A 21,977-nucleotide genomic window follows, 5' to 3' on the forward strand; every position below is an offset into this window, starting at 1 on the left:
CGCGAGGAGACAGAACGGGGCGGCAAGGAGGGTTCGCATCGCAGGCATATAGCCTCAACCCGTTGAAAATGAATGCCCTTAGCCAGCCGCCGCGACGATTTCGGTCCAGCCTGCCTCGTCGATCACCTCGATGCCCAGTTCCTCGGCCTTCTTCAGCTTGCTGCCCGCGCCCGGACCGGCGACCAGCAGGTCGGTCTTGGCCGAGACGCTGCCCGCGGCCTTAGCGCCCAGCCTCTCGGCCTGCGCCTTGGCCTCGTCGCGGCTCATCGTCTCCAGCTTGCCGGTGAACACGACCGTCTTGCCCGCGACCGGGCTTTCCACCGTCTCGACCTCGTAGACGGGCGGATCGACCTCGCCCGCTCCGGGTTCCGCGCCGATCAGATCGTCCCAAACCTGGCGGTTGTGCTCCTCGTGGAAGAAATCGGCGAGCGCGTGGCCCACCGCCGTCCCGATCCCGTCGGCACGCACCTCGTAGATCCGCCGCACCGCGTCGAGCATCCGCGCATTGAACGGGCTGACCTTCTCGTCCTCCCCGCGCGGATTTTCGATACGGTAGCGGTGGAATTCGGCCGCCTTGCCCGGCAGCTTGCGGATATCGCCCAGCCCCTTGAGCAGGTCGCGCGCGGTGACCGCTCCGACATGGCGGATGCCGAGGCCGAACAGCAGCCGCGCGGCGTCGGGCGCGCGCTTGGCCTCGATCGCTGCCAACAGGTTATCCACCGACTTGTCCTGCCAGCCTTCGAGCGCGAGGATCTCGTCACGCCGCTTGCGCAGGCGGAAGATATCCGCCGGACTTTCGAGCCACCCGCGTTCCAGAAATTCGGCGATGGTCTTCTCGCCCATCCCTTCGATGTCGAGCGCGCCGCGGCTGACGAAGTGCTTCATCCGTTCGAGCCGCTGCGCCGGGCAGATCAGCCCGCCGGTGCAGCGCACATCGACTTCGTCTTCCTCCGCCACCGCCTCGCTGCCGCATTCGGGGCAGGTCTCGGGAAATTCGAAACGCTCGCGTTGCGCATCGGGCGTAAGGTTCTCGACCACCTGCGGAATCACGTCGCCCGCGCGCTGGATCAGCACCCGGTCGCCCACGCGCAGGCCCAGCCGCGCGATCTCGTCGCGATTGTGCAGCGTGACGTTGGTGACGGTGACACCGCCGACCAGCACCGGCGCGAGCCGACCCACCGGGGTCAGCTTGCCCGTACGCCCGACCTGGATGTCGATCGCTTCCAGAGTGGTCTCCGCACGCTCGGCAGGAAACTTGTGCGCCAGCGCCCAGCGCGGGGCCTTGGCGACGAAACCCAGCCGTTCCTGCCAGTCGAGCCGGTCGACCTTGTAGACCACGCCATCGATCTCATAGGGCAGATCGGGCCTTGCGGACGCGATCGTCTCGTAATGATCGAGCAGCGCATCGAGCCCTTCCACTCGGGTAAATTGCGGCGAGACCGGTAGGCCGAACGCCTCGATCGCGCGGATGACATCTGTCTGCGTCTCACCGGGCACCTGCGAGGCTTCGCCCCAGCCATGCGCCCAGAAACGCAAGGGGCGTTTCGCGGTGACGCTCGCATCCTTCTGCCGCAGCGAACCCGCCGCGGCGTTGCGCGGATTGGCGAACTGGCGAGCTTTGGCGGGGTCGAACTCCTCGCCCTTCTCTGACGCAGCCGCCCGCGCCTCGTCCATCAGCCGCGTGTTGAGATCGGCGAAGGCGGCGCGCTCCATATACACCTCGCCGCGCACCTCGAACACGTCTGGCGCATCGCCTGTCAGCTGCGCGGGGATATCCGCAATATGCGCGACATTGGCGGTTACATCCTCGCCCACCTGCCCGTCGCCCCGCGTCGCCGCGCGGACCAGCTGGCCCTTTTCGTAGCGCAGCGAGCAGGAGAGGCCGTCGATCTTGTCCTCGGCGGTGAAGGCGATCGGCGTGTCGACTTCCAGATCGAGGAAGCGCCGCACCCGCGCGACCCACTCGCCCACCTCTTCGCCGTTGAAGGCATTGTCGAGGCTCATCATCCGCACCGCGTGCGTCACCTTCGACAGCGGCGATCCGGCGACCTCGTGTCCCACGCCCTTCGACGGCGAATCTGGCCGCACCAGATCGGGAAAGGCCGCCTCCAGTGCCTCGTTCCGGCGCACCAGCGCGTCATATTCCTGGTCGGTGATCTCCGGCGCATCTTCGGCATGATACAGCCGGTTGTGTTTGCGGATGGTCCGCGCGAGCCGCATCAGCTCGTTCGCGGCCTCGGCTTCGGAGAGGGGTTCGGCAAGGTCCTTTTGGTCGTCCATAGGGCGCTGCGATAGGGCACACCGGCAAGCTTACGGAAGCGATTTTCTGCCGCCTGCAACTGCCCGCTACATCTTCTCCTTGAGGCCCTTGCGGATCAGCCACCAGTTGGTGGGAAAGGCAGTCGCGAACCCGGCCAGCATGGCGATCTGCATCGCGAACCAGAACTCGGGCGTGTTCACCGGCGCCAGCCCGCCATAGCTGGGCGCGAACCAGGCGAACTGGATCAGCGCCATCAGCCCGTACATGCCCACCTGCCACGATGTGATCGAGAGGAAATCCGCCTTCACCGCGGCCGCGATTCCCTCCCCGACCGAAACGTCGCGCATCGGCTTGATGGTGAAATACTGGAAGGCGAGGCCCAGCACGAAAGCGACGATATAATCGACAATCCACACTGCGAAGATCTTTTCGCCAAACAGGGTGTGCCAGCCGAACCACACCGCGACCTGCGGGAAAGCAAAGGCAGACCATTCGGCGATGATGTCCCCCAAAGTGCACCCCGCCCCGCAATGCGACGCGCCCTTGGCGACCGAGGCCCAGAAGGGCAGCTCTTCCTGGGGCGCGTCGATCCCGCGCCCCTTGCGCCGTCCGAAAGCGAAATAGAGCGCCACCCACAGCACGCTGCCAAACAGCGCGGCGAGCGGCCAGACGAAATTCATCACCGCCATCTTCTGCGGATGGCGGATAACGTCGATGGCGATCCACAGCGCACACGCTGCAGCAATCAGTAAAGAGATCGTCGAGAGTGCGTGGAGCCAGTCGGGAAAGGTCGGGGCGTGCATGCAGGCCTAAGGCCGGATGGAGGCCCGAGGTTCCGCCCGCATCATACCCCCTCCAGCAACCGATCCGCCTGCGCGCGCGCCTCCGGGGTGATCTCCGCGCCCGAGAGCATGCGCGCGATCTCTTCCTGGCGCCCCCCGGCATCGAGCAGCTCCACCGATGTCTTGGTGACCGTGCCGCTGCTCGCCTTGGCGATCTGGTAGTGGACGCGGCCGCGCGCGGCGACCTGCGGCGAGTGCGTCACCACCAGCACCTGCCCGTCGCTGGCGAGGCGCGCCAGCCGTTCGCCGATGGCCGAGGCGACCGCCCCGCCCACGCCGCGGTCGATCTCGTCGAAGATCATCGTCGCCGCGCCGCCCTGTTCCGCCAGCGCAACTTTCAGCGCGAGGATGAAGCGCGACAGCTCGCCGCCGCTGGCGATCTTGTTGAGCGGCGCGAAGTCCGCGCCCGGGTTGGTCGCGATCAGGAATTCGACCGCGTCCATGCCCGTGGGGCCCCACTTTTCCTGCGGCAGCGGCTGCACGTCCGTCTGGAAACGCGCAGCGTCCAGCTTCAGCGGCGCGAGCTCGGCGGCAACCGCCTTGTCGAGCGTCTTGGCGGCGGCCTTGCGCGCCTTGCGCAGCCGCACAGCGGCCCCCTCGTACGCGTCGAACGCCTCGCGCTCGGCGATCCGCAGCGCATCGAGCTGTGCCTCGCCGCCTTCGATCGCGTCGAGCTGGCTGCGCATCTCGCGCATCTTGTCCGGCAGTTCGTCGACCTCGCAGCGGTGCTTGCGGGCGAGCGCGCGCAGGTCGAACAGGCGCGTTTCGGCTGCATCGAGTGCGGCGGGATCGTGGACCAGCGCCTCGGCCGCCTCTTCCAGCTTCTCCTCCGCCTCGGTCCCTTCGAGGATCGCCCGGTCGAGCGCCGCCAGCGCCTCCGCCAGCAGCTTGTGCTCGCCCGCAATCCGGTCGAGCCGCCGGGCGGCGGTGCGCAGCTCGCTCAGCGGCGATTCCGACCCTTCCCAGATATGGCGCAGCTCCTCCAGGTCGCCCGCCAGCCGCTCGCCCTTCTGCATCGCGGCGCGCTGCTCCGCCAGCCGGGCTTCCTCCCCCGCCTGCGGGGCAATTTCGGTCAGTTCGGCCAGATGCGCCAGCAGCAGGTCCTGTTCCGCACTGGCAGCATCGATCGCGGCGCGCGCTTCTTCCAGCGCGCCCGACGCCTTTTGCCATTCGCGCCAGTTGCGCGCGACCTTGGCGGTGTCGGCACCGGCAAACCGGTCGAGCAGCTGGCGGTGGCCGCGCGGATTCACCAGCCCGCGATCGTCGTGCTGACCGTGCAGTTCGACCAGAATCGGCGCGAGATTGCGGAGCAGTCCGACGCTGGCCGACTGGTCGTTGACGAAGGCCTTGGAGCCCCCGTCCGCCTTGACCTGGCGGCGGATGATCAGCGGTTCGCCCGGCTCGATTTCGACCCCCGCATCCTCCAGCGCCTCTGCCAGCGCGGGCGGGAGCGTGGCGAATTCGAAACTGGCGGTGACGCTGGCCTGATCGGCGCCGCTGCGCACCAGCGCGGTTTCCGCGCGGTTGCCCAGCACCAGCCCCAACGCATCGAGCAAAATCGACTTGCCCGCCCCCGTCTCGCCCGTGAGCACGCCGAGACCGCGCCCGAAATCGAGATCGAGCGCTTCGATAAGAACGACATTGCGGACGGCGAGTTGAGTCAGCATCGCGGAGACAGGATAGCGTGCGCGTGCGGGCACGTCACCGGCAAGCACTCATCCTCACAGCTCATGGATGTGCATAAGCGGCCCGATCGAACGCCGCCCCGGGATAGAAGCGCGATCAGTTGGCCAGCGCGACCTGCGTGTCGGCCGCGTGATCCTCGACCAGCGCATAGGCCTTGTCGTACCATTCGCTGCCGGGATAGTTCGCGCCGAGCACGGCGGCATACTTCTTCGCTTCCTGCGGGATGCCGAGCGCAAGGCTGGTTTCGGTCAGGCGATAGAGCGCTTCGGCAGCGTGGCTGGTGGTCTGATAGTTCTCGACCACGTTCTGGAAACGAATCTGCGCGGCAGTCCACTTGCCCGACTTCTCGTAGAAGCGGCCAATATCCATTTCCTTGCCCGCGAGGTGATCGCGCACGAGGTCGATCTTGAGCCGCGCGTCGGCGGCATATTCCGATTGCGGGAAGCGGCGCTCGACCTCGCGCAGCGCGACCAGCGCCTGCTCGGTAATCTTCTGGTCACGCTGAACGTCGCTGATCTGCTCGTAATAGCTGAGCGCGATCAGGTAATAGGCGTAAGGCGCATCCTTGTTACCCGGGTGGATCGACAGGAAGCGCTGCGCGCTCTGGATCGCCTTCGAATAGTCGCGCGACACGTAATAGCTGAAAGCGCTCATCAACTGTGCGCGGCGTGCCCACGGCGAGTAGGGATGCTGGCGCTCCACTTCGTCGAACAGCGCAGCGGCCAGCTGAGGATTGCCGCGGTCCAGCCGCTGCTTGGCGGTCGCGTAAAGCGTTTCCACGTCGCGCGCGACATAGGCGGTATCACCCGGGCCGCCGCTGCCGCTGCCGGCACAACCGGACACGAGAGTGGCAATGGTACCGAGGGCGAGCGCGGCGGCGATGGTCTTGGCGTTGGCTGTCATGGTCGCGCGGTATAGCGACCACCGCCATGAACGCCAAGTGAAAGGCTGGGCCAGTCTTGCTCAGCTCGCAGGGCGTTCCCCGTGACCAGACAATTCGCCACCCTCGGGCGCATCCCACAGCAGATGGCGTCCCTCCAGCGCGACGAGGTTCTTGTCCCGGATCACTTCGCCCTTGGTCTTGTAGCCAAGCAGCTGTTCGGCATCGAGATGCGGGTTCACCGCCAGCACGCGCAGTTCTTCAGAGGTGAAGTCGGACAGGCCGCGGGCCCGCTCCTGCCCCTGCTGGTCGTAGATGTGGAGCACGTCGCCACGGCTGAAATCGCCCTCGATCGAGAGAATGTCCTCGCGCCGGATCGCGCGGTTTCCGTCTGCGATCTCATCCGCCAGCTCGTCCGAAATGCCGATGCTGCCCGCCATCTGAAGCCGGTTGGCGATCCACCGCTCCCACCCCGTAGTCGGCGTGTCGTGGGCGATGAACTTGGTGGCGCGACGCTCCCCGTCGAGCACGGAGCTGAGCGGATTATCGTGTTCGCCATGCGCGATATAGGTGGTGACGCCTGCTTCCTGCGCGATGTTGGCGGCCATCAGCTTGGTCGTCATCCCGCCGGTACCCAGCGTGCTCTTGCCCTTGGTCGCCTCCATGAAGGGCGCGACATCGGTGACTTCCGAGATGAACTCGGCACCTTCCTCGTCCGGGTGGCGATCGTACAGACCGTCGACCTCGGTCAGGATGATGAAGTTCTTCGCATCGACCATCTGCGCGACCTTGGCCGCCAGCCGGTCGTTGTCGCCGACACGGATTTCCTCGGTGGTGATCGAATCGTTTTCGTTGATGATCGGCATCACCCCGGCTTCCAGCAGGCGGAACACCGTGTTGCGGGTGTTTAGGAAGCGGCGGTGATCCTCGAAATCGCCCAGCGTCAGCAGCACCTGCGCGATTTCGAAATCGAATTCGTGCCCGATCTGCTTGTACGCATTGGTCAGGATCGGCATCCCGCATGCAGCGGCGGCCTGCTTGTCGCTGACCCCGGCCGTCTCGGGCCGCTCACCCACTATCTTGAGCCCCAGCGCGACTGCGCCCGAGCTGCACAGGATGACATTGGTGCCACGTTCGCGCAGCTTGGCAACGTCTTCCAGCATCCGCTGGATGAACCCGAAACGCGGCGTCAGACGTTCGGTGTTCGCAACCAGGGTGGAACCGATCTTGACGACAACGGTGTTCGATTGCGGCATGTTTGATCCATCTTGGCGGCCAAAAGAGTGGCGCGGACATAGGCAAGGGTGTTGCATCGCACAACCCACTGGAAAAAATTGCACGACTGTGTTATAAAAGAATAAACACATTGAAAAGGCACGATCGAGCGCCCTAAAGCACGCGCGCTCCGATCGCCTCGGAAAACAGATGGAGAGATATTATCTTTCAAGACATACTTTTGATCGGCTGCGGAAAAATGGGCGGAGCGCTGCTCGAATACTGGAAGCGGGGTAGCGAAAGCTTCACCATCGTCGACCCGTTTCTGGATAAAGCGCCAGAGGGTGTTACGCTCGTCAAGGAGCGCAGCGAACTGGGCGACAAGCGCTTCGACGTGATCATCGTCGCGATCAAGCCGCAGATGATCGACGACATCCTGCCCGACTATGCGCCGGTGCTGTCGGATAACGGCTACGTCATCTCGATGGCCGCAGGCGCAGGGATCGCGCGCATTTCCAAGGTTATGGCCAAGGGAGAACAGCCCGCTCCGGTCATCCGCATCATGCCCAACCTGCCCGCCTTCGTGGGCAAGGCGACCAATGGCCTGGTTGCAGGCCCTGGCGTCACCGAAGACCAGCGCAAGCACGCGCATGCGATGATGGAGCGGACCGGCACCGTCGTCGAAGTCGACGACGAGGACCAGCTCGACCGCGTCACCGCAGTCGCAGGTTCCGGCCCCGGCTACGTCTTCGAACTCGCCCGCGCCTATGTCGCGGCGGCCGAAGGCATCGGCTTCTCCCACGAACAGGCCCGCGCACTGGTGCTCGGCACGCTCGAAGGCACGATCGCGATGGCGATCGACCAGGACGGCCAGACGCTGGAGGAGTTGCGCAATTCGGTCACCAGCAAGGGCGGCACCACCGCTGCCGGGCTCGATGCGCTGAACGGCGACGGCGCGGTATCGCGCAAGTTCGAACAGACGCTGGAGGCGGCCTACAAACGCGCCGTCGAGCTGAGGTAGCGCCCGTTCGGAACCCGGGGCACACCTTGCCCGTCTAATAAGCAGAGCTTCAAAAATAACAGATCCGAAGAGGACCACCATGAACGACCAGACACTCGATCCGGCGATCCACATCCACGAACTCGGCAGCAACGCGCGCGCCGCGGCCAAGGGCCTGCTGACCGCGAGCACCGAGGCCAAGAACACCGCCCTCACCGCAGCGGCCAAGGCGCTGCGCGACCATCAGGACGAGCTGCTCGAAGCCAATGCGAAGGATGTCGAGAGCGTTGCGGGCAAGAAGCCCGAGAGTTTCGTCGACCGGCTCAAGCTCACGCCCGACCGGATCGAAGGCATGGCCAGCGCGCTCGAACAGATTGCCGAACTGCCCGACCCCGTGGGTCGCCAGCTTGCCGAAATCGACCGGCCCAATGGCCTCAAGATCGAACGCGTCGCCGTGCCCATCGGCGTGATCGGCATGATCTACGAATCGCGCCCCAATGTCGGCGCGGACGCCTCGGCGCTGTGCCTCAAGAGCGGCAATGCGGTGATCCTGCGCGGCGGTTCCGAGAGCCGCAATTCGACGCGGGTCATTGTGCGCTGCATGCAGGAAGGCCTGAAAGCCGCCGGCCTGCCCGAAAATGCGGTGCAGACCGTTGGCACGACCGACCGCGCCGCGGTGGCCGAGCTGCTCAAGGCGGACCAGTTCGTGGATCTCGTGATCCCGCGTGGCGGGCGTGGCCTTGTCGAGCTGGTGCGTGACCAGGCCTCCGTGCCCACGCTCCTCCACCTCGATGGCAACTGCCACACCTATGTCCATGAAAAGGCAGACCTCGACAAGGCAGCCGAAGTCATCCGCAACGCCAAGCTGCGCCGCACCGGCGTCTGCGGTGCGACCGAAAGCATCGTGGTCGACAAGGCGGTCGCCGAGCAGGCGATCCCCAAGATCGCGGCGATCTTCGGCGACGACTGCGAGCTTCGCGGCGACGAGACCGCCGTTTCCATCGCGCCGAGCATCAAGCCCGCGACGGACGAAGACTGGGGCACCGAATATCTCGACCCCATCGCAAGCGTGAAGGTGGTCGATGGCCTCGACGAGGCGATCGACTGGGTCGACACCTATTCGAGCCACCATACCGACGCGATCATCACCGAGGATGACGATGCGGCGCGCAAGTTCATGACCAGCATCGATTCCGCGATCCTGATGCACAACGCTTCCACCCAGTTTGCCGACGGCGGCGAGTTCGGGATGGGCGCCGAAATCGGCATCGCGACCGGCAAGATGCACGCACGCGGTCCGGTCGGCCTCGAACAGCTGACCAGCTTCAAGTACCTCGTCCACGGCAACGGCCAGACGCGGCCGTAAGCCGCGCGACCTACGCGAAAAGTGCCGCCGATGCCTCCCGGGGCCTCGGCGGCTTTTTCGTGGGCGTCAGATATTGGTGCTGCACGGGATCAGGCTCGGCAGCAGGAAGGTATAAGGCCGCATCCGTTCGGAATTGCGCGCGACGATCTGCTCTTCCACGTCCTGTAGTGCCGCACGGAAGCGCGACAGCGGGCCGCCCTTCCCCGTGATCTGCGGATCCTGAAACCACTGCGGATAGGGAAAGTCGGGCGAGAGATAAGTGCCCAGCGGACGGTAGTAGAGCGAGCCCAGCAGGAAGAGCACTTTGAGCTGCTGCAACGCCAGAACCTCGGGCGGCATCATCGCCAGCCAGCCCGTCTTGGTTCCGCCCTTCTGCGTGTCGGGGGCCGGTTGCCAGAACGCGCCCGTCACTGCCGGTGCATATTCCATGATCGCCTTTTGCGGGAAGTTGACCGAGGCATGCTGCGCGCTGGCGGTGAAGATCGTCATCGTGCAGATATCGACCAGCTCCTGAATGGTGCTCGGCGCGGAGAAGCCCTTCAGCTTGCCGCTGTCGGCAATGGCCGCCGCCCATGCCTGCAACTCGGTATCGCCGGTCACATCCTTGTCCGATGAATAGTAGGTGCGCACGTAAGCCTTCGCCCAGCTCTCGATCGCGTTCCACACCAGCAGGCCGTCGTCGCGATAGGGATAGTCGCCCAGCGCGGAATCCGCGCCGACGCCGCGCGCGACGATATCCTGCGGCAACATCCCCTTGGCGAAATCGAAGCTCAGCCGCGCCTGCACGGCGGCCTGCTGGCTGGTCTCGATCGTGCCTGCGAAGATGTGGTCGATCGGGCCACCGGCAACGATCAGGCTGTTCGCGGCGGCATCATTGATGAACAGCGTGCCTTCGAAATGGCGCACCAGCAGTGCGTTGATCGGGTGGACATCGGGAAGCTGGCGATGGGTTGCGATGGCTATCGCCTCGATCACCAGATGGGTGCGCGCGAGATGGGCGAACAGCTCGTGGTAATTGCCGTCCGCCACCTGCACGACCAGCTTGGCCATTTCCCAGCCCCACTGCTTTTCCGCGCTCATGCTCGGCGTCATCACCGGGCTCGCCGCGTTAGAGGGATCGCAATTGATCGCGACCGGGACCAAGCTTTGCCCACCCGGCGGCACCGCGAACAGGGCGACGGGGCAGGTCAGGTATTTGGCCGACCCATCCCACTCGCCCGGCTCGATGATCGAGAGCGGCGAATAGTCGCACTGGAACAGGCGCCCCTCCTCCAGCGCGGCATCCAGCGTGTCGCCGGGCACGACCGCCGCATATTGCCTGGCCGTCACCGCGCATTTCTTCGGCACCTTCGTCACTGCCTCGATCAGCATGCAGTTCGGCCCCGCAACGCGCAGGTTGGCGAATTCGAGATCGTCCTGGAATGTGTAGGCGATCGCAGGGGTGGAAATCGTCTTGAAGTTATCGAGATAGGTCTGGAGCGAACGGGGGCGTTCCTTCCCCAGCGCCGCCTTGGTCGCGCCGCGCAGTTCGATGACGCCCTTCAGCTTGGTCGCGTGGTTCTTCAGGTCCGCAATGGCGACTTCGGCGTCGAACATGTGAACGCAGTCGGTCGCCAGAGCGACGATGCCCTTGCCCCCCGTGACATCGCCCGCGATCTTCGCCTCCAGCGCGGCGACATCCTTCTCGATCGCGGCGACCACCACCCGGTCCGCCGCGACCAGCGCGGGGTCGAGCGCGGAGAGGCCCTGTTCGATCAGCGATTGCTCCACCTCGATCTGGTTGATCGCCACCTCGATCAGGATCTTCACCAGCTTCAGCCACCATTCGAGCGTCGGCATCTCTGCCGTGGGCAGCGTCTTCACCACCGGCACGCCTTCGAGCGACGGAACCGCGTCGGTCCACTCGTAGGTCGCCTGACTGGCGGCGAGCTGCGCCTCCCGGGCCTTGCGCTGCGCGGGCGTAACGTTCTGGGGAAGCGTGGGATCAGCCGGTGCCTGGTGAGCCATTGTATTTCCGTCCATTTCCGTCGATTTCAGTTGAGACCGCAGAAATGCTACGTCACAATGGTTAATAGGGGGATTACGGCGGACGGGCCGGGCACCCCGCTTAATTTTTGTTTAGACGTTTGCGGGTTATCTGGGGGCCATGGACGGGGTGAAAACGATACTGCGCAATGCCGCGATTCCGGACCTTCCGCAGGAGGTTCGGACCGATTTCGTCGTGGCCAGCGCGACCACTGTCCAGAAGCAGGGGCGCTGGCTGTTCGTCGGGCTGCTGCTGACCTGCCCCTTCGCCGCGCTCGCCACGCCCGAGGCTGCCGGCTGGTTCGTGCGCTGGGGCCTGCCCAGCCTGATGGCGCTCTATTGCCTGATGGGCCTGAACGACCTGTTCAAAGACAACCAGTTCGCGCAGAAGCCCTGGCGGGCCGAGCGGTTCATGGTCCAGAGCTGGGCGTCCTCGCTCATCGGCGCGCTGATCTCCACCACCTGGGCGGTCGCCTGCTGGTCCGCGGCGGACCCGGGCGTGCGACTGCATTTCCCCGTGATCCTGGTGATGGGTGCGCTCGCCACGGCGTATTGCATGGCAAGCATTCGCGCAGCGGCGCTGACCCATCTGGTGATCGACATCGGCGCGATCGCAACGCTGATGCTGCTGACCGGATCGACCCTCGACATCGCGACCGCGGTGAGCCTGTGCGTCGCCGGGGTGTTCCAGTGGCGCATGATCAACGCGCACCACAATCAGGTGATCGAGTTGCTGATGCTCGAACGCAAGAGCCAGCAGCTTGCCCTGACCGATCCGCTGACCGGGCTTCTCAACCGCCGCGCCTTGCTCGACTTCGCCGAGGGTCTGGGCGAGCAGAGCGGGCAGTCGCGATTGCTGCTGATCGACATCGACTGCTTCAAGGTCATCAACGACACGCATGGCCACGATGTTGGCGATACCGTGCTGCAGGAAGTCGCGCGCCTGATCCAGGCGCATGCGGGCGACGGGGTCAGCGCGGCGCGGCTGGGGGGCGAGGAATTCGCCCTGCTCGGCACGAGCGAGGCGCTGCCGCCGGGCAAGGCGATGCAGCTGCTCGCCGAAATCCGCGAGGCGGAAATGCCGCATGGTGGGCAGTGCACGATCAGCATCGGCGTGGCCGAGGGTGCCCTGAGCGACGATTCCACCTGGCGCGAACTCTACCACCGCGCGGACAAGGCGCTCTACGCGGCCAAGAGCCAGGGCCGCGACAGGACCGTGCACGAGCACGAGCTGGAAACCCTCACCGTGCCGCCGGTCGAATGCGCCGTCTCGCCGGATGGCGTGCCGGAGCGCAAGGTTGCCTAGGCTCTACCCGGCAAGCACCTTCCTGCCGGGCACGCGCAAACGCGCATGCAGGCTTCCTGACACACCTGACACACAGTCCTAGGGGTCAAAAACAGTCCCTGCCCATGCGCCACGAAGATGGCCGGTTAGTTGCGCGCGATCGTCCAACGGGCAGGCGCGCGCGAAACACGCAGATCGACGATTTGAAAGAGCGGCTGGCAGCCTAGGGTCAGGCAGCCGTGTAGGACAGCGCTGCGTGCGAAGGGGGGGGCCCGCACCTTCCTCGATTGAAATACCCCGTGGGGGTATATATAGCTTTCGCTTCAGGCTCACTCTTTCGCAGGCCCACCAATGGCATCCCTTTCCCGCCGCCACCTCATCCGCAGCACCGTCGCGCTCGCCGCCGCGAGCACCCTGCCCATGCCCGCCTGGGCACGTGGTGCCTCGCTGAGCCGCGCGCAGAACGGCTTCGGAGAGCTTTCGGGCGAGGATATCGAGCTTGCCATCGGCGATCATCACTTCATGACCGGTGGTCGCTCGGGCCACGCGGTCGCGGTCAATGGCAGCGTGCCGGGGCCGCTGATCCGCCTGCGCGAAGGCCAGAACGTGCGCCTTCACGTGACCAACAATCTGGCCGAGGACAGCTCGATCCACTGGCACGGCCTGCTGGTGCCGTTTCAGTTCGACGGCGTGCCCGGCGTCAGCTTCCCCGGTATCCGCCCGGGCGAGCGGTTCACCTACGATTTCCCGATCCGGCAGAGCGGCACCTACTGGTGGCACTCGCACTCGGGCCTGCAGGAGCAGGCAGGGCACTACGGCCCGATCGTGGTCGAAAGCGCCGATCCCGATCCGCGCTACGACCGCGACTACGTCGTGCTGCTGAGCGAGTTCACCCCGATCCATCCGCACGAGATCATGCGCAAGCTCAAGGTGGGCGAGCACTACTTCAACTATCAGATGCAGACCGCGACCGAGGGCGAGATGTCCGGCGCAATGCGCCGCATGTGGGGCCAGATGCGGATGAACCCGCGCGACATCTCTGACGTGACGGGCAGCACCTACACCTTCCTCATCAACGGCCACGGCCCGGCGGACGACCTGCAATTCGCGTTCCGCGCGGGCGAGCGCGTGCGTCTGCGGATCATCAACGGATCGGCGATGACGTTCTTCAACGTGCGCATCCCGGGCGTGCCCATGACGGTGATCGCCGCCGACGGGCAGGACGTCGCCGAGGTCGAGGTGGACGAATTCCAGATCGGCGTCGCGGAAACCTACGACGTGATCGTCAGCCCGCCCGACGGCAGCCACGCGATCGTGGCCGAGGCAATGGACCGCAGCGGCATGGGCGTCGCCAGCCTGACCAGCCACGCGGGGCACAGGGCCACGCCGCCCGCGCTGCGTGAGCCGGTAACGCTGACCATGGCCGACATGGGCATGATGGACCACGGCGGCATGGCCGGGATGGAGGGCATGGACCACTCGATGCGCGATACCTCCACCCTGCCCGCCGATGTGAAGGTCGGCCCCGGGCTCGACATGGTCTCGCCCATGCCGATGGACCGCATGGACTTCCCCGGCCTCGGCCTCGACACGGTCAAGCACCGGGTGCTGCGCTACACCGACCTCAAGGCGAAGCGGATGAACCCGCATCGCGAGGTGGACCGGGAGATGCAGATCCATCTCACCGGCAACATGGAACGCTACATGTGGAGCTTCGATGGCAAGAAGTTCACCGCCGTCACCGACGATCCGATCCGCTTCGGGTTCGACGAACGCGTGCGCGTGACGCTGGTCAACGACACGATGATGGCGCACCCGATCCACCTGCACGGCCATTTCTTCGAACTGGTCAACGGCGCGGACCATATGCACCAGCCGCTGAAGCATACGGTGATCGTCCAGCCGGGCGGCACCGCGACCTTCGACCTGACCGCCAACGAGCCGGGCGACTGGGCCTTCCACTGCCACCTGCTCTACCACATGCATGCAGGCATGATGCAGGTGGTGACCGTGCGACCCTTCCCCGCAGGAGACGGCGCATGATCCGCGCGATGCTTCTCGCCGGGGCCGTGCTGCTGCCCACCCCGCTCGCCGCGCAGGACCATTCGGGCCATGGCAGCAAGAGCGAACCCGCGCCGGAGATGGATCACTGCGCGATGGGCCATCTGCCGCCCGAACAGTGCGGCAAGCAGGAAGAGCGCGAACCGGCCCCGGCGATGGACGATGGCATGGAGGGCATGGACCATGGCTCTCACGGAGCGATGACCGACACATCCGCGCCGGGAGCCGCGCCGGAAGACGCCATCCCCGCGCGTGCGCTGGAGGGGCCGCGCCATGCCGCCGATGCGATCTGGGGCCGCGAGGCAATGGCGCCCGCGCGCGAGGAACTGGCCCGTGGCAATGGGGGCATGACCACCGGCATGGTGCTGGTCGAGCGGCTCGAGGCGCGCATTCCCACCGATGGGGGCGAGACCGGTTACCTGTGGGATGCGCAAGCCTGGTACGGCGGCGACCTCAACCGCTTCGTGCTCAAGACCGAGGGCGAAGGCGAATTCGGCGGCGCGGTGGAGGATGCGGAGATCCAGGCGCTCTACAGCCGCGCGATCGGGCCGTTCTTCGATCTGCAGGCGGGTGTGCGGTTCGATCCCGAGCCTGACAGCCGCACGCACCTGGTGCTCGGCGTGGCGGGGCTGGCGCCTTACATGTTCCATGTCGACGGCGCGCTGTTCCTGTCCGACCGGGGCGACCTGACCGCGCGGGTCGAGGCGGAATACGACCAGAAGATCACGCAACGCCTGATCCTGCAGCCCCGGATCGAGGCGGAGTTCGCCGCGCAGTACATTCCCGAGCGCGAGATCGGCGCAGGCGTCACCAAGGTCGAGCCGGGGCTGCGCCTGCGCTACGAGATCGCCCGCGAATTCGCGCCCTATATCGGCGTCGAATACGAGGCGAAGCTGGGCGAGACGGCGGACATCGCGCGCTCGGACGGCGAGGATCCGGACGGTTTCAAAGTCCTGATCGGCGTGCGCGCCTGGTTCTAGGCGGTCTAGGCGGACGCGGCTCGCCCGCTCCGCCCGCCACGCGGCACCCGCGCGGCGTGGAAAATCGCTGTCCTACAGCCGCGCGGCCGGGGCATAGCTTCGCGCCCTCCCCACCGCTCAAGGACCGCCACCCATGAGCTTCCGCCCATGACCCGCAAAGCCGACAACCGCGAGCAGCGCCTGCCCGTGCCTGCTGGCGAGCTGCCCGACTTCACCCCCGTCCCCCGCCAGACCGACCGCCACGATGGCTGGACCGAAGATCGCCAGCGCCGCTTCATCGCCGCGCTCGCCGATACGGGCTCCGTCCACGCCGCGTGCAAGGCGGTCAACATGAGCCAGGCCGGCGCCTACCACCTGCGCCGCCAGCCGGGCGCGGAGAGCTTTCGCGCCGCATGGCAGGCGGCGATCGACCTCGGCGTGCAGCGGATCGAGGATGTCGCGATGGACCGCGCGCTCAACGGCGTCGACGTGCCCGTCTACTCCTACGGCAAGCTGGTCGGCACGCGGACCATCTATAACGACCGCCTGCTGATGTTCATGCTGCGCAACCGCGCGCCCGATCGGTTTGCGGAAGGGCGCGCAAAAGGCCTCAACGCGGTCGGCCAGATGGAGCTGAAGCGGCTCAAGAAACAATGGCGCGAGGAGTACGAGCGCGAGCGCGCGCAGGGCGGCGAGCAGCGCGTGTATGATGCAATCGACGCCAAACTGAAAGCGCTCCACCAGCGCCGCCTCGACTCCATGAGCCCCCGCGCCCGCGCGGCCTGGGACGCCTTCAAGGCCATCGAGGCCGAGGACGAGGCCGCAGGCTACCGCTGGTGGGAGGACCCGGAGCACCCTAAGTACGATGCGGGGGAAGAGGAGGAGGACGAAGGCGACGACTGGGAGGAGCGGGCGCTGCCTTCGCCGGGTTGGCGGTGCCGTGTGCCCGAGGAAGAGGAGCCGGAGGAGAACCCTAGGTGGAGGACGGTGAAGGATGGGGGGTGGGAGTGATCATTGACCGGACCGATGCGTTTAATTTCGCTTCCAATTGCGACAGCTTGTCGCTTGTGCGCTCCCACTCCTTCTCTACATCTTTTTGCAGTGATTTGAGTATTTTCCGCTGCGCCGCCTTTGCCTTTGGGAAAAGCATCGATTGTAAGTGACTTGGATACAGTCGGTCGCGGATCGACCCGGTCGTAAGGACATCGATATACATCTTGTAGAATGGCGTCCTTAGGAGCGCGACCAAGTATTCTGGGTCTATCCCGTCGACACGCACAATTCGATAATCGGGGCTAATTAGCCCACCCTCACGATTTTTTGTAACGACTCCGATACTGCCGATGTTGGCTCGCATTGGATTGAAGGCGATATCGCCTTCATGAACGACCTTATTCTTCCCCTCCAGGTCCTCGCCTTTAACAGTCTCCCTAACCGTTAATTTGCCATCGCTTGAGACTGAAAGCAGGTCATATTCCTTGTCCAATTCTTCGTCTGTTTTAGGCCGAAATCTTTCCGTTACCTCCTGAATCTTCAATCCGATCTTTTCCATATCCGGGGCCAATTCGGACAGCTTGAAATCCATGATGTAGGATGTCGGGTCAAGCCGGTCTGTCAGCTGCGAGAATTTCTTGGTGAACGAGAATTTTCTATTCTCGTCCGTTCCGCGAACCGTCTGATCCCTGCGGCGAAACGCCTTGGCGGCGTAAAGGCGTTCAGCGTAGTCAAAAATATCCAATTCTGACAGACTGTCGGCGACCCCATTACGGAAATCCTCCAGCACAAAATCCAAATCTGTCTTTTTGTTACCTGATTTTGTCAGCCTTCCGTTTGGTTCATAACCTATATTTTCAGTTATCCCCATGAAAACATCATAGTCTAATTCCGGATATTTCGATACCAACTCTTGGTACCCGGAGATACTTTCTTCGCCCAAATTCTTTTCAATTATTTTTCTAGAACTTTCAGAGTGCTTCTGGACGTAGAGAATAACCGTATTCACGGTAGGGACGCCGGACTGAACAAATGCGTGCGTTGGCAGAGAAACGACGGCATTGACCTTTGCGTGGCGCGCTATGAAGCCGCGCAAATCGGAATATGTGTCAGCGCTTAACAAGCCCGTTGGGAGAACGATGGCCATACGCCCTTCTGGACGCAATAGCTCCATCGCCCTTTCAACAAAAAGGACCTCGGTTTTTTGAGACTTTCTCTGTCGTTTTTTCGATCCGAATATGTATTTTTTCAGGACCTTCTGCTCTTTCTCAGAGCCTGTCTTCAAAAGTAGTTGGGAGATATCAGCTGGTTGCGCTTGACGCGCTGGTGCATCGCTGATTCCGGGGTTTCGCCAGAAACGACCGAGGAATAAGCGATGTGGACCGATACCTCCCGGCAGCAGCATAGCCGCCCGGGTCTACGTTATCCAAGCGATTTGCGCGATGCCGAGTGGGCCTTGATCGAGCCTCTGTTGCCGCCCGCGAAACCTGGCGGCAGGCCGCGCTGCGCCGACCTGCGCGAGGTGATGAACGCGATCCTCTATCTGGCAACAAGCGGTTGCCAATGGCGGATGCTGCCCAAGGATTTCCCTCCGCTCTCGACGGTTCAACGCTATTTCTATGCCTGGCGCGACAGCGGCCTATGGCAGACGATCAATCACCTGCTGGTGATGGCTGCGCGCCAGATCGAAGGGCGCGAGGCCAGCCCCAGCGCCGGGGTGATCGATAGCCAGAGCGTCAAGACCACCGAGAGTGGCGGCCCACGGGGCTACGATGCGGGCAAGAAGATCATGGGACGCAAGCGTCACATCATCACCGATACGCTCGGACTGATGTTGTTCGTCACCATCCACGCTGCCAGCATTCAGGATCGCGACGGGGCGGTCGATCTCATCAAGGCAATCCGCTACCGCTTCCCGTGGCTGCGCCACCTCTTCGCCGATGGGGGCTACGCAGGCGACAAGCTCATCGGCGCGCTTCAAGGGCATGGGCAATGGACGCTCGAGATCGTGCGCCGCTGCGACACCGCCAGGGGCTTTGTTCTGCTCCCGCGCCGCTGGGTGGTCGAGCGCACCTTCGCCTGGCTCGGCAGATGTCGACGGCTCGCAAAGGACTGGGAAAGAACTATCGAAAGTTCCACCGCATGGACTACCATCGCCCACATCCGCCGCCTCACCCGCCTCATCGCAAGCCACTGCCAGATCGCATAAACTTCTGAGTCAGGCTCTCACGTGCCCCAAACGGAGGATTCGCGAGTATAAGTGAACAGCCAGAATTATTGTCGGATTTCTTGTAAGGAGAGATCGGGTATGGCTTTCCAGTCAAATCTTGGCTTGCGAGCGCGTTGCCTCGCATGACACAACGCCCATCTCCCCAGAGCAACATGTTCATCCTTGCGGTTCTGGCCGCTCTCGGCTCGGCGTCAATCCCGAAGATTTGCTTGCTCTTAACATCTTCGATCAAGGACTCTCGAGTTTCGCCAAGACGTTGCAGCGTTCCCGCAGGAATTAGCTCAACCTCTTCGCGCATCCGCTCGTACGCATTAATTAGAAAACCCCCTGAGCCACAGGCAAAGTCAAGGAGCGTATCCGACAGTGATACTTCTGCAAGATCACACATAAACTCAACTAGCGGTCGAGGCGTAAAGTATTGACCGAGACCCTTACCACGGAGCTGCGAAGGCAAGAATTCTTCGAATGCCCGCCCCTTAAGATCGACATCTTCACTGCGTACACTGAAGGGCTGAAGCTTCTCCAGCAAGTCAGCCACGGTTCCCGGTGATAGTTCAATATCAGATTTTTTCTCAGCCAAGAGAGGGAACGCTGTTGGAACAACCTCATCAAAGTGAACATTGATGATCCGACTGGCCTTCTTGGTTGATGTACCAATCGCCTTTTCAACCATACCTTTCGTCAGAGGCTCGTGCTCAGAATTAGAAGCACGAAGGGCCTCGTCCGCTGCGGATAGCAAAAGCATCTTGCCAAGCTCGTCAAATGCGGCAGCCGGGTCGAGCTTATCGCCATCTCGTATCGTATTGTGCAACCCTTTGAAGAAGCGCCGATAGTCTCTGATTTTTTCACGATCAGGAGCATTCAGGGTCTCGGGCCGCTCGGCTGATGAAGCAACTACTTCACTCGCGCCTATTATCCGCGCAAGGCGCTCAAATGACTCGGAATTCAGCTTATCTATGGTGCCTGATAATAAGTCTACACGCCTATTAGCATGATAGTATCCTCTAAGAAGATACTCCCTGCCATTGGTAATGAAGCTAAAAGGGCATTGAAGCGCAAACGCGTACGAGTCCGTCTGGCCTGTGGCACCAATAACAGGCTCGGTAGGCTTCTTTGCCTCAACAACGATCAGATTTTCGCCGCTATGGCAAATTACAAGGTCTGCCTCTTTGGTCTTTTTTTCCCGACCTAAATGCATCTGGACTGGGACAGCCCAATTCATTTGCTCGTCGTCGTAACCGAGAATTCTGGAAAAAAGCGGCGCGACAATCTTGGTTTCGACATCACGCTCTGACCTCAGATTAGGCATGCCTACTCCTCCCCCATCCGCAGCGCAGCAATAAACGCTTCCTGCGGAATGCTCACATTCCCATATTCCCGCATCCGCGCCTTGCCCTTCTTCTGCTTCTCCAGCAGCTTCTTCTTGCGGCTGATGTCGCCGCCGTAGCACTTGGCGGTGACGTCCTTGCGCAGGGCGGCGATGGTTTCGCGGGCGATCACCTTGCCGCCGATCGCCGCCTGGATCGGGATCTTGAACAGGTGGCGCGGGATCAGGTCTTTCAGGCGCTCGCACATGCCGCGGCCGCGTTCTTCCGCCACGCCGCGGTGGACGATCAGCGATAGCGCGTCGACCGGCTCGTTATTGACGAGGATGTTCATCTTCACGAGGTCGCCTTCGCGCAGGCCGATCTGCTCGTAATCGAAGGAGGCGTAGCCTCGCGAGATCGACTTCAAGCGATCGTAAAAATCAAAGACCACCTCGTTCAGCGGCAGCTCGTAGGTCACCTGCGCGCGGCCACCCACGTAGGTGAGGTCGGTCTGGATGCCGCGCCGGTCCTGACACAGCTTGAGGATGCTGCCCAGGTATTCGTCGGGGGTGTAGATCACCGCCTTGATCCACGGTTCCTCGATCACCTCGATCCGGTTGGGGTCGGGGTAGTCGGCGGGATTGTGCAGCTCGATCACCTTGGCATCCTCGGTCTTCGATTTGCCGAGGTGGATGCGGTAGACGACCGATGGCGCGGTGGTGATCAGGTCGAGGTCGTATTCGCGGCTCAGGCGCTCCTGAATGATCTCGAGGTGCAGCAGGCCGAGGAAGCCGCAGCGGAAGCCGAAGCCCAGCGCGGCGGAGCTTTCCGTCTCGAAGGTGAAGCTCGCATCGTTGAGGCGCAGGCGCGCGATGCTCTCGCGCAGCTTGTCGAAATCGGCGGCGTCGACGGGGAACAGGCCGCAGAACACCACCGGCTGCGGCTCGCGATAGCCGGGCAGCGCCTTGGTGGCGCCGTTCTTGACCGTGGTGATGGTGTCGCCGACGCGGGCCTGCTCCACCTCCTTGATCTGCGCGGTGATGAAGCCGATCTCGCCCGGGCCGATCTCCGCCAGGTCGACGCGCTTGGGGGTGAAGGCGCCCACCCGGTCGATCAGGTGCTGCGTGCCGCCCTGCATGAACTTGACGTTGAGGCCTTTCTTGAGGACGCCGTCGATCACGCGCACGAGGATGACGACGCCGAGATAGGGGTCGTACCAGGAATCGACCAGGCTGGCGGTCAGCGGCGCGTCGCGGTCGCCCGTGGGCGGCGGGATGCGCGCGACGATCGCTTCGAGCACGTCCTCCACGCCGATGCCGGATTTGGCGCTGGTGAGCACCGCGCCACCGTTCTGCCAGGTGCCGGTGGCCTGGATGCCGACGATCTCCTCGATCTCCTCCGCGACCCGCTCGGGCTCGGCGGCGGGCAGGTCTATCTTGTTGATAACGGGCAGGATTTCGTGGTCGTGCTCGATCGACTGGTAGACATTGGCGAGCGTCTGCGCCTCGACCCCCTGCGCCGCGTCGACCACCAGCAGCGCGCCCTCGCACGCGGCGAGGCTGCGGGAGACCTCGTAGGCGAAGTCGACGTGGCCGGGCGTGTCCATCAGGTTGAGCTGGTAGGTCTCGCCATCATTGGCGGTGTAGCTGAGGCGCACGGTCTGCGCCTTGATGGTGATGCCCCGCTCGCGCTCGATATCCATGTTGTCGAGCAGCTGCTCGCTCATCTCGCGCTCGGTCAGCCCGCCGGTGAGCTGGATCAGCCGGTCGGCGAGCGTGGACTTGCCATGGTCGATATGGGCGATGATGCTGAAATTGCGGATCTTGGAAAGGTCAGTCATTATCCCGCCGCAATAGACACGCGCGCTG

16 protein-coding genes are annotated in these 21,977 nt (G+C 63.7%); 7 read left to right on the plus strand and 9 right to left on the minus strand.

All coding sequences use genetic code 11. From position 1 onward, the window contains the following. Positions 1-78: 78 nt before the first annotated feature. From ligA to proB, 5 genes are all read right to left on the minus strand, one after another. Complete coding sequence (gene ligA / locus VO57_013525; protein XBL69140.1) at positions 79-2,280, minus strand: NAD-dependent DNA ligase LigA; 2,202 nt, start codon at positions 2,278-2,280, stop codon at positions 79-81. 66 nt (positions 2,281-2,346) lie between these two features. Beyond that, positions 2,347-3,063 carry a DUF4396 domain-containing protein gene (locus tag VO57_013530; GenBank protein XBL69141.1) on the minus strand — a complete coding sequence of 239 codons (717 nt, stop codon included), beginning with the start codon at positions 3,061-3,063 and terminating at the stop codon, positions 2,347-2,349. Positions 3,064-3,104: 41 nt separating this feature from the next. Beyond that, positions 3,105-4,769, minus strand: a complete 1,665-nt coding sequence (gene recN, locus VO57_013535; protein ID XBL71344.1) for a DNA repair protein RecN — start codon at positions 4,767-4,769, stop codon at positions 3,105-3,107. Between the two features lie 115 nt (positions 4,770-4,884). After that, on the minus strand, positions 4,885-5,691 hold the full coding sequence (locus VO57_013540) for an outer membrane protein assembly factor BamD (GenBank protein XBL69142.1): 807 nt from the start codon (positions 5,689-5,691) through the stop codon (positions 4,885-4,887). A gap of 60 nt (positions 5,692-5,751) precedes the next feature. Continuing rightward, positions 5,752-6,924 (minus strand): glutamate 5-kinase, encoded by a 1,173-nt coding sequence (proB, locus tag VO57_013545; GenBank protein XBL69143.1) that lies wholly within the window; start codon positions 6,922-6,924, stop codon positions 5,752-5,754. Positions 6,925-7,124: 200 nt separating this feature from the next. Here proB and VO57_013550 point away from each other — a divergent pair, with 200 nt between their 5' ends. Together VO57_013550 and VO57_013555 are read left to right on the plus strand one after the other, a co-directional pair. After that, on the plus strand, positions 7,125-7,904 hold the full coding sequence (locus VO57_013550; protein XBL69144.1) for a pyrroline-5-carboxylate reductase: 780 nt from the start codon (positions 7,125-7,127) through the stop codon (positions 7,902-7,904). 79 nt (positions 7,905-7,983) lie between these two features. Further along, positions 7,984-9,249, plus strand: a complete 1,266-nt coding sequence (locus VO57_013555) for a glutamate-5-semialdehyde dehydrogenase (protein ID XBL69145.1) — start codon at positions 7,984-7,986, stop codon at positions 9,247-9,249. A gap of 66 nt (positions 9,250-9,315) precedes the next feature. Here the strand turns inward: VO57_013555 and VO57_013560 are convergent, their stop codons facing one another. Next, a complete protein-coding gene (locus VO57_013560; GenBank protein XBL69146.1) occupies positions 9,316-11,256 on the minus strand; it encodes a lipoxygenase family protein in 1,941 nt (646 codons plus the stop codon). 139 nt (positions 11,257-11,395) lie between these two features. Between VO57_013560 and VO57_013565 the strand changes: the two genes are divergently transcribed. The 4 genes from VO57_013565 to VO57_013580 all read left to right on the plus strand — a co-directional run bounded on the left by VO57_013565 (position 11,396) and on the right by VO57_013580 (position 16,590). Next, a complete protein-coding gene (locus VO57_013565) occupies positions 11,396-12,580 on the plus strand; it encodes a diguanylate cyclase (GenBank protein ID XBL69147.1) in 1,185 nt (394 codons plus the stop codon). Between the two features lie 330 nt (positions 12,581-12,910). Next, a complete protein-coding gene (locus tag VO57_013570) occupies positions 12,911-14,602 on the plus strand; it encodes a copper resistance system multicopper oxidase (GenBank protein XBL69148.1) in 1,692 nt (563 codons plus the stop codon). Beyond that, positions 14,599-15,600, plus strand: a complete 1,002-nt coding sequence (locus VO57_013575; GenBank protein XBL69149.1) for a copper resistance protein B — start codon at positions 14,599-14,601, stop codon at positions 15,598-15,600. The genes VO57_013570 and VO57_013575 overlap by 4 nt, the downstream gene beginning before the upstream one ends. Positions 15,601-15,747: 147 nt before the next feature. After that, positions 15,748-16,590, plus strand: a complete 843-nt coding sequence (locus VO57_013580; protein ID XBL69150.1) for a hypothetical protein — start codon at positions 15,748-15,750, stop codon at positions 16,588-16,590. Here the strand turns inward: VO57_013580 and VO57_013585 are convergent. After that, the gene (locus VO57_013585; GenBank protein XBL69151.1) at positions 16,553-17,977 is read right to left on the minus strand and encodes an N-6 DNA methylase; all 1,425 of its coding nucleotides are present in this window, start codon (positions 17,975-17,977) and stop codon (positions 16,553-16,555) included. The genes VO57_013580 and VO57_013585 overlap by 38 nt on opposite strands. On the opposite strand from VO57_013585, the gene VO57_013590 reads away from it, so the two are divergent. Further along, positions 17,948-18,781: an IS5 family transposase gene (locus VO57_013590; GenBank protein XBL69152.1), complete on the plus strand. Its 834-nt coding sequence runs from the start codon at positions 17,948-17,950 to the stop codon at positions 18,779-18,781. The two genes, VO57_013585 and VO57_013590, sit on opposite strands and share 30 nt — an antisense overlap. On the opposite strand, the gene VO57_013595 is transcribed toward VO57_013590, so the two are convergent. Together VO57_013595 and lepA are read right to left on the minus strand one after the other, a co-directional pair. After that, positions 18,753-20,111 carry an N-6 DNA methylase gene (locus tag VO57_013595; protein ID XBL69153.1) on the minus strand — a complete coding sequence of 453 codons (1,359 nt, stop codon included), beginning with the start codon at positions 20,109-20,111 and terminating at the stop codon, positions 18,753-18,755. The two genes, VO57_013590 and VO57_013595, sit on opposite strands and share 29 nt — an antisense overlap. A 2-nt stretch (positions 20,112-20,113) precedes the next feature. Continuing rightward, the gene (gene lepA, locus VO57_013600; GenBank protein ID XBL69154.1) at positions 20,114-21,949 is read right to left on the minus strand and encodes a translation elongation factor 4; all 1,836 of its coding nucleotides are present in this window, start codon (positions 21,947-21,949) and stop codon (positions 20,114-20,116) included. Between the last annotated feature and the right edge of the window lie 28 nt (positions 21,950-21,977).

Origin of the sequence: Citromicrobium bathyomarinum, from assembly GCA_001306305.2 — a bacterium.
GTDB lineage: Bacteria > Pseudomonadota > Alphaproteobacteria > Sphingomonadales > Sphingomonadaceae > Alteriqipengyuania > Alteriqipengyuania bathyomarina.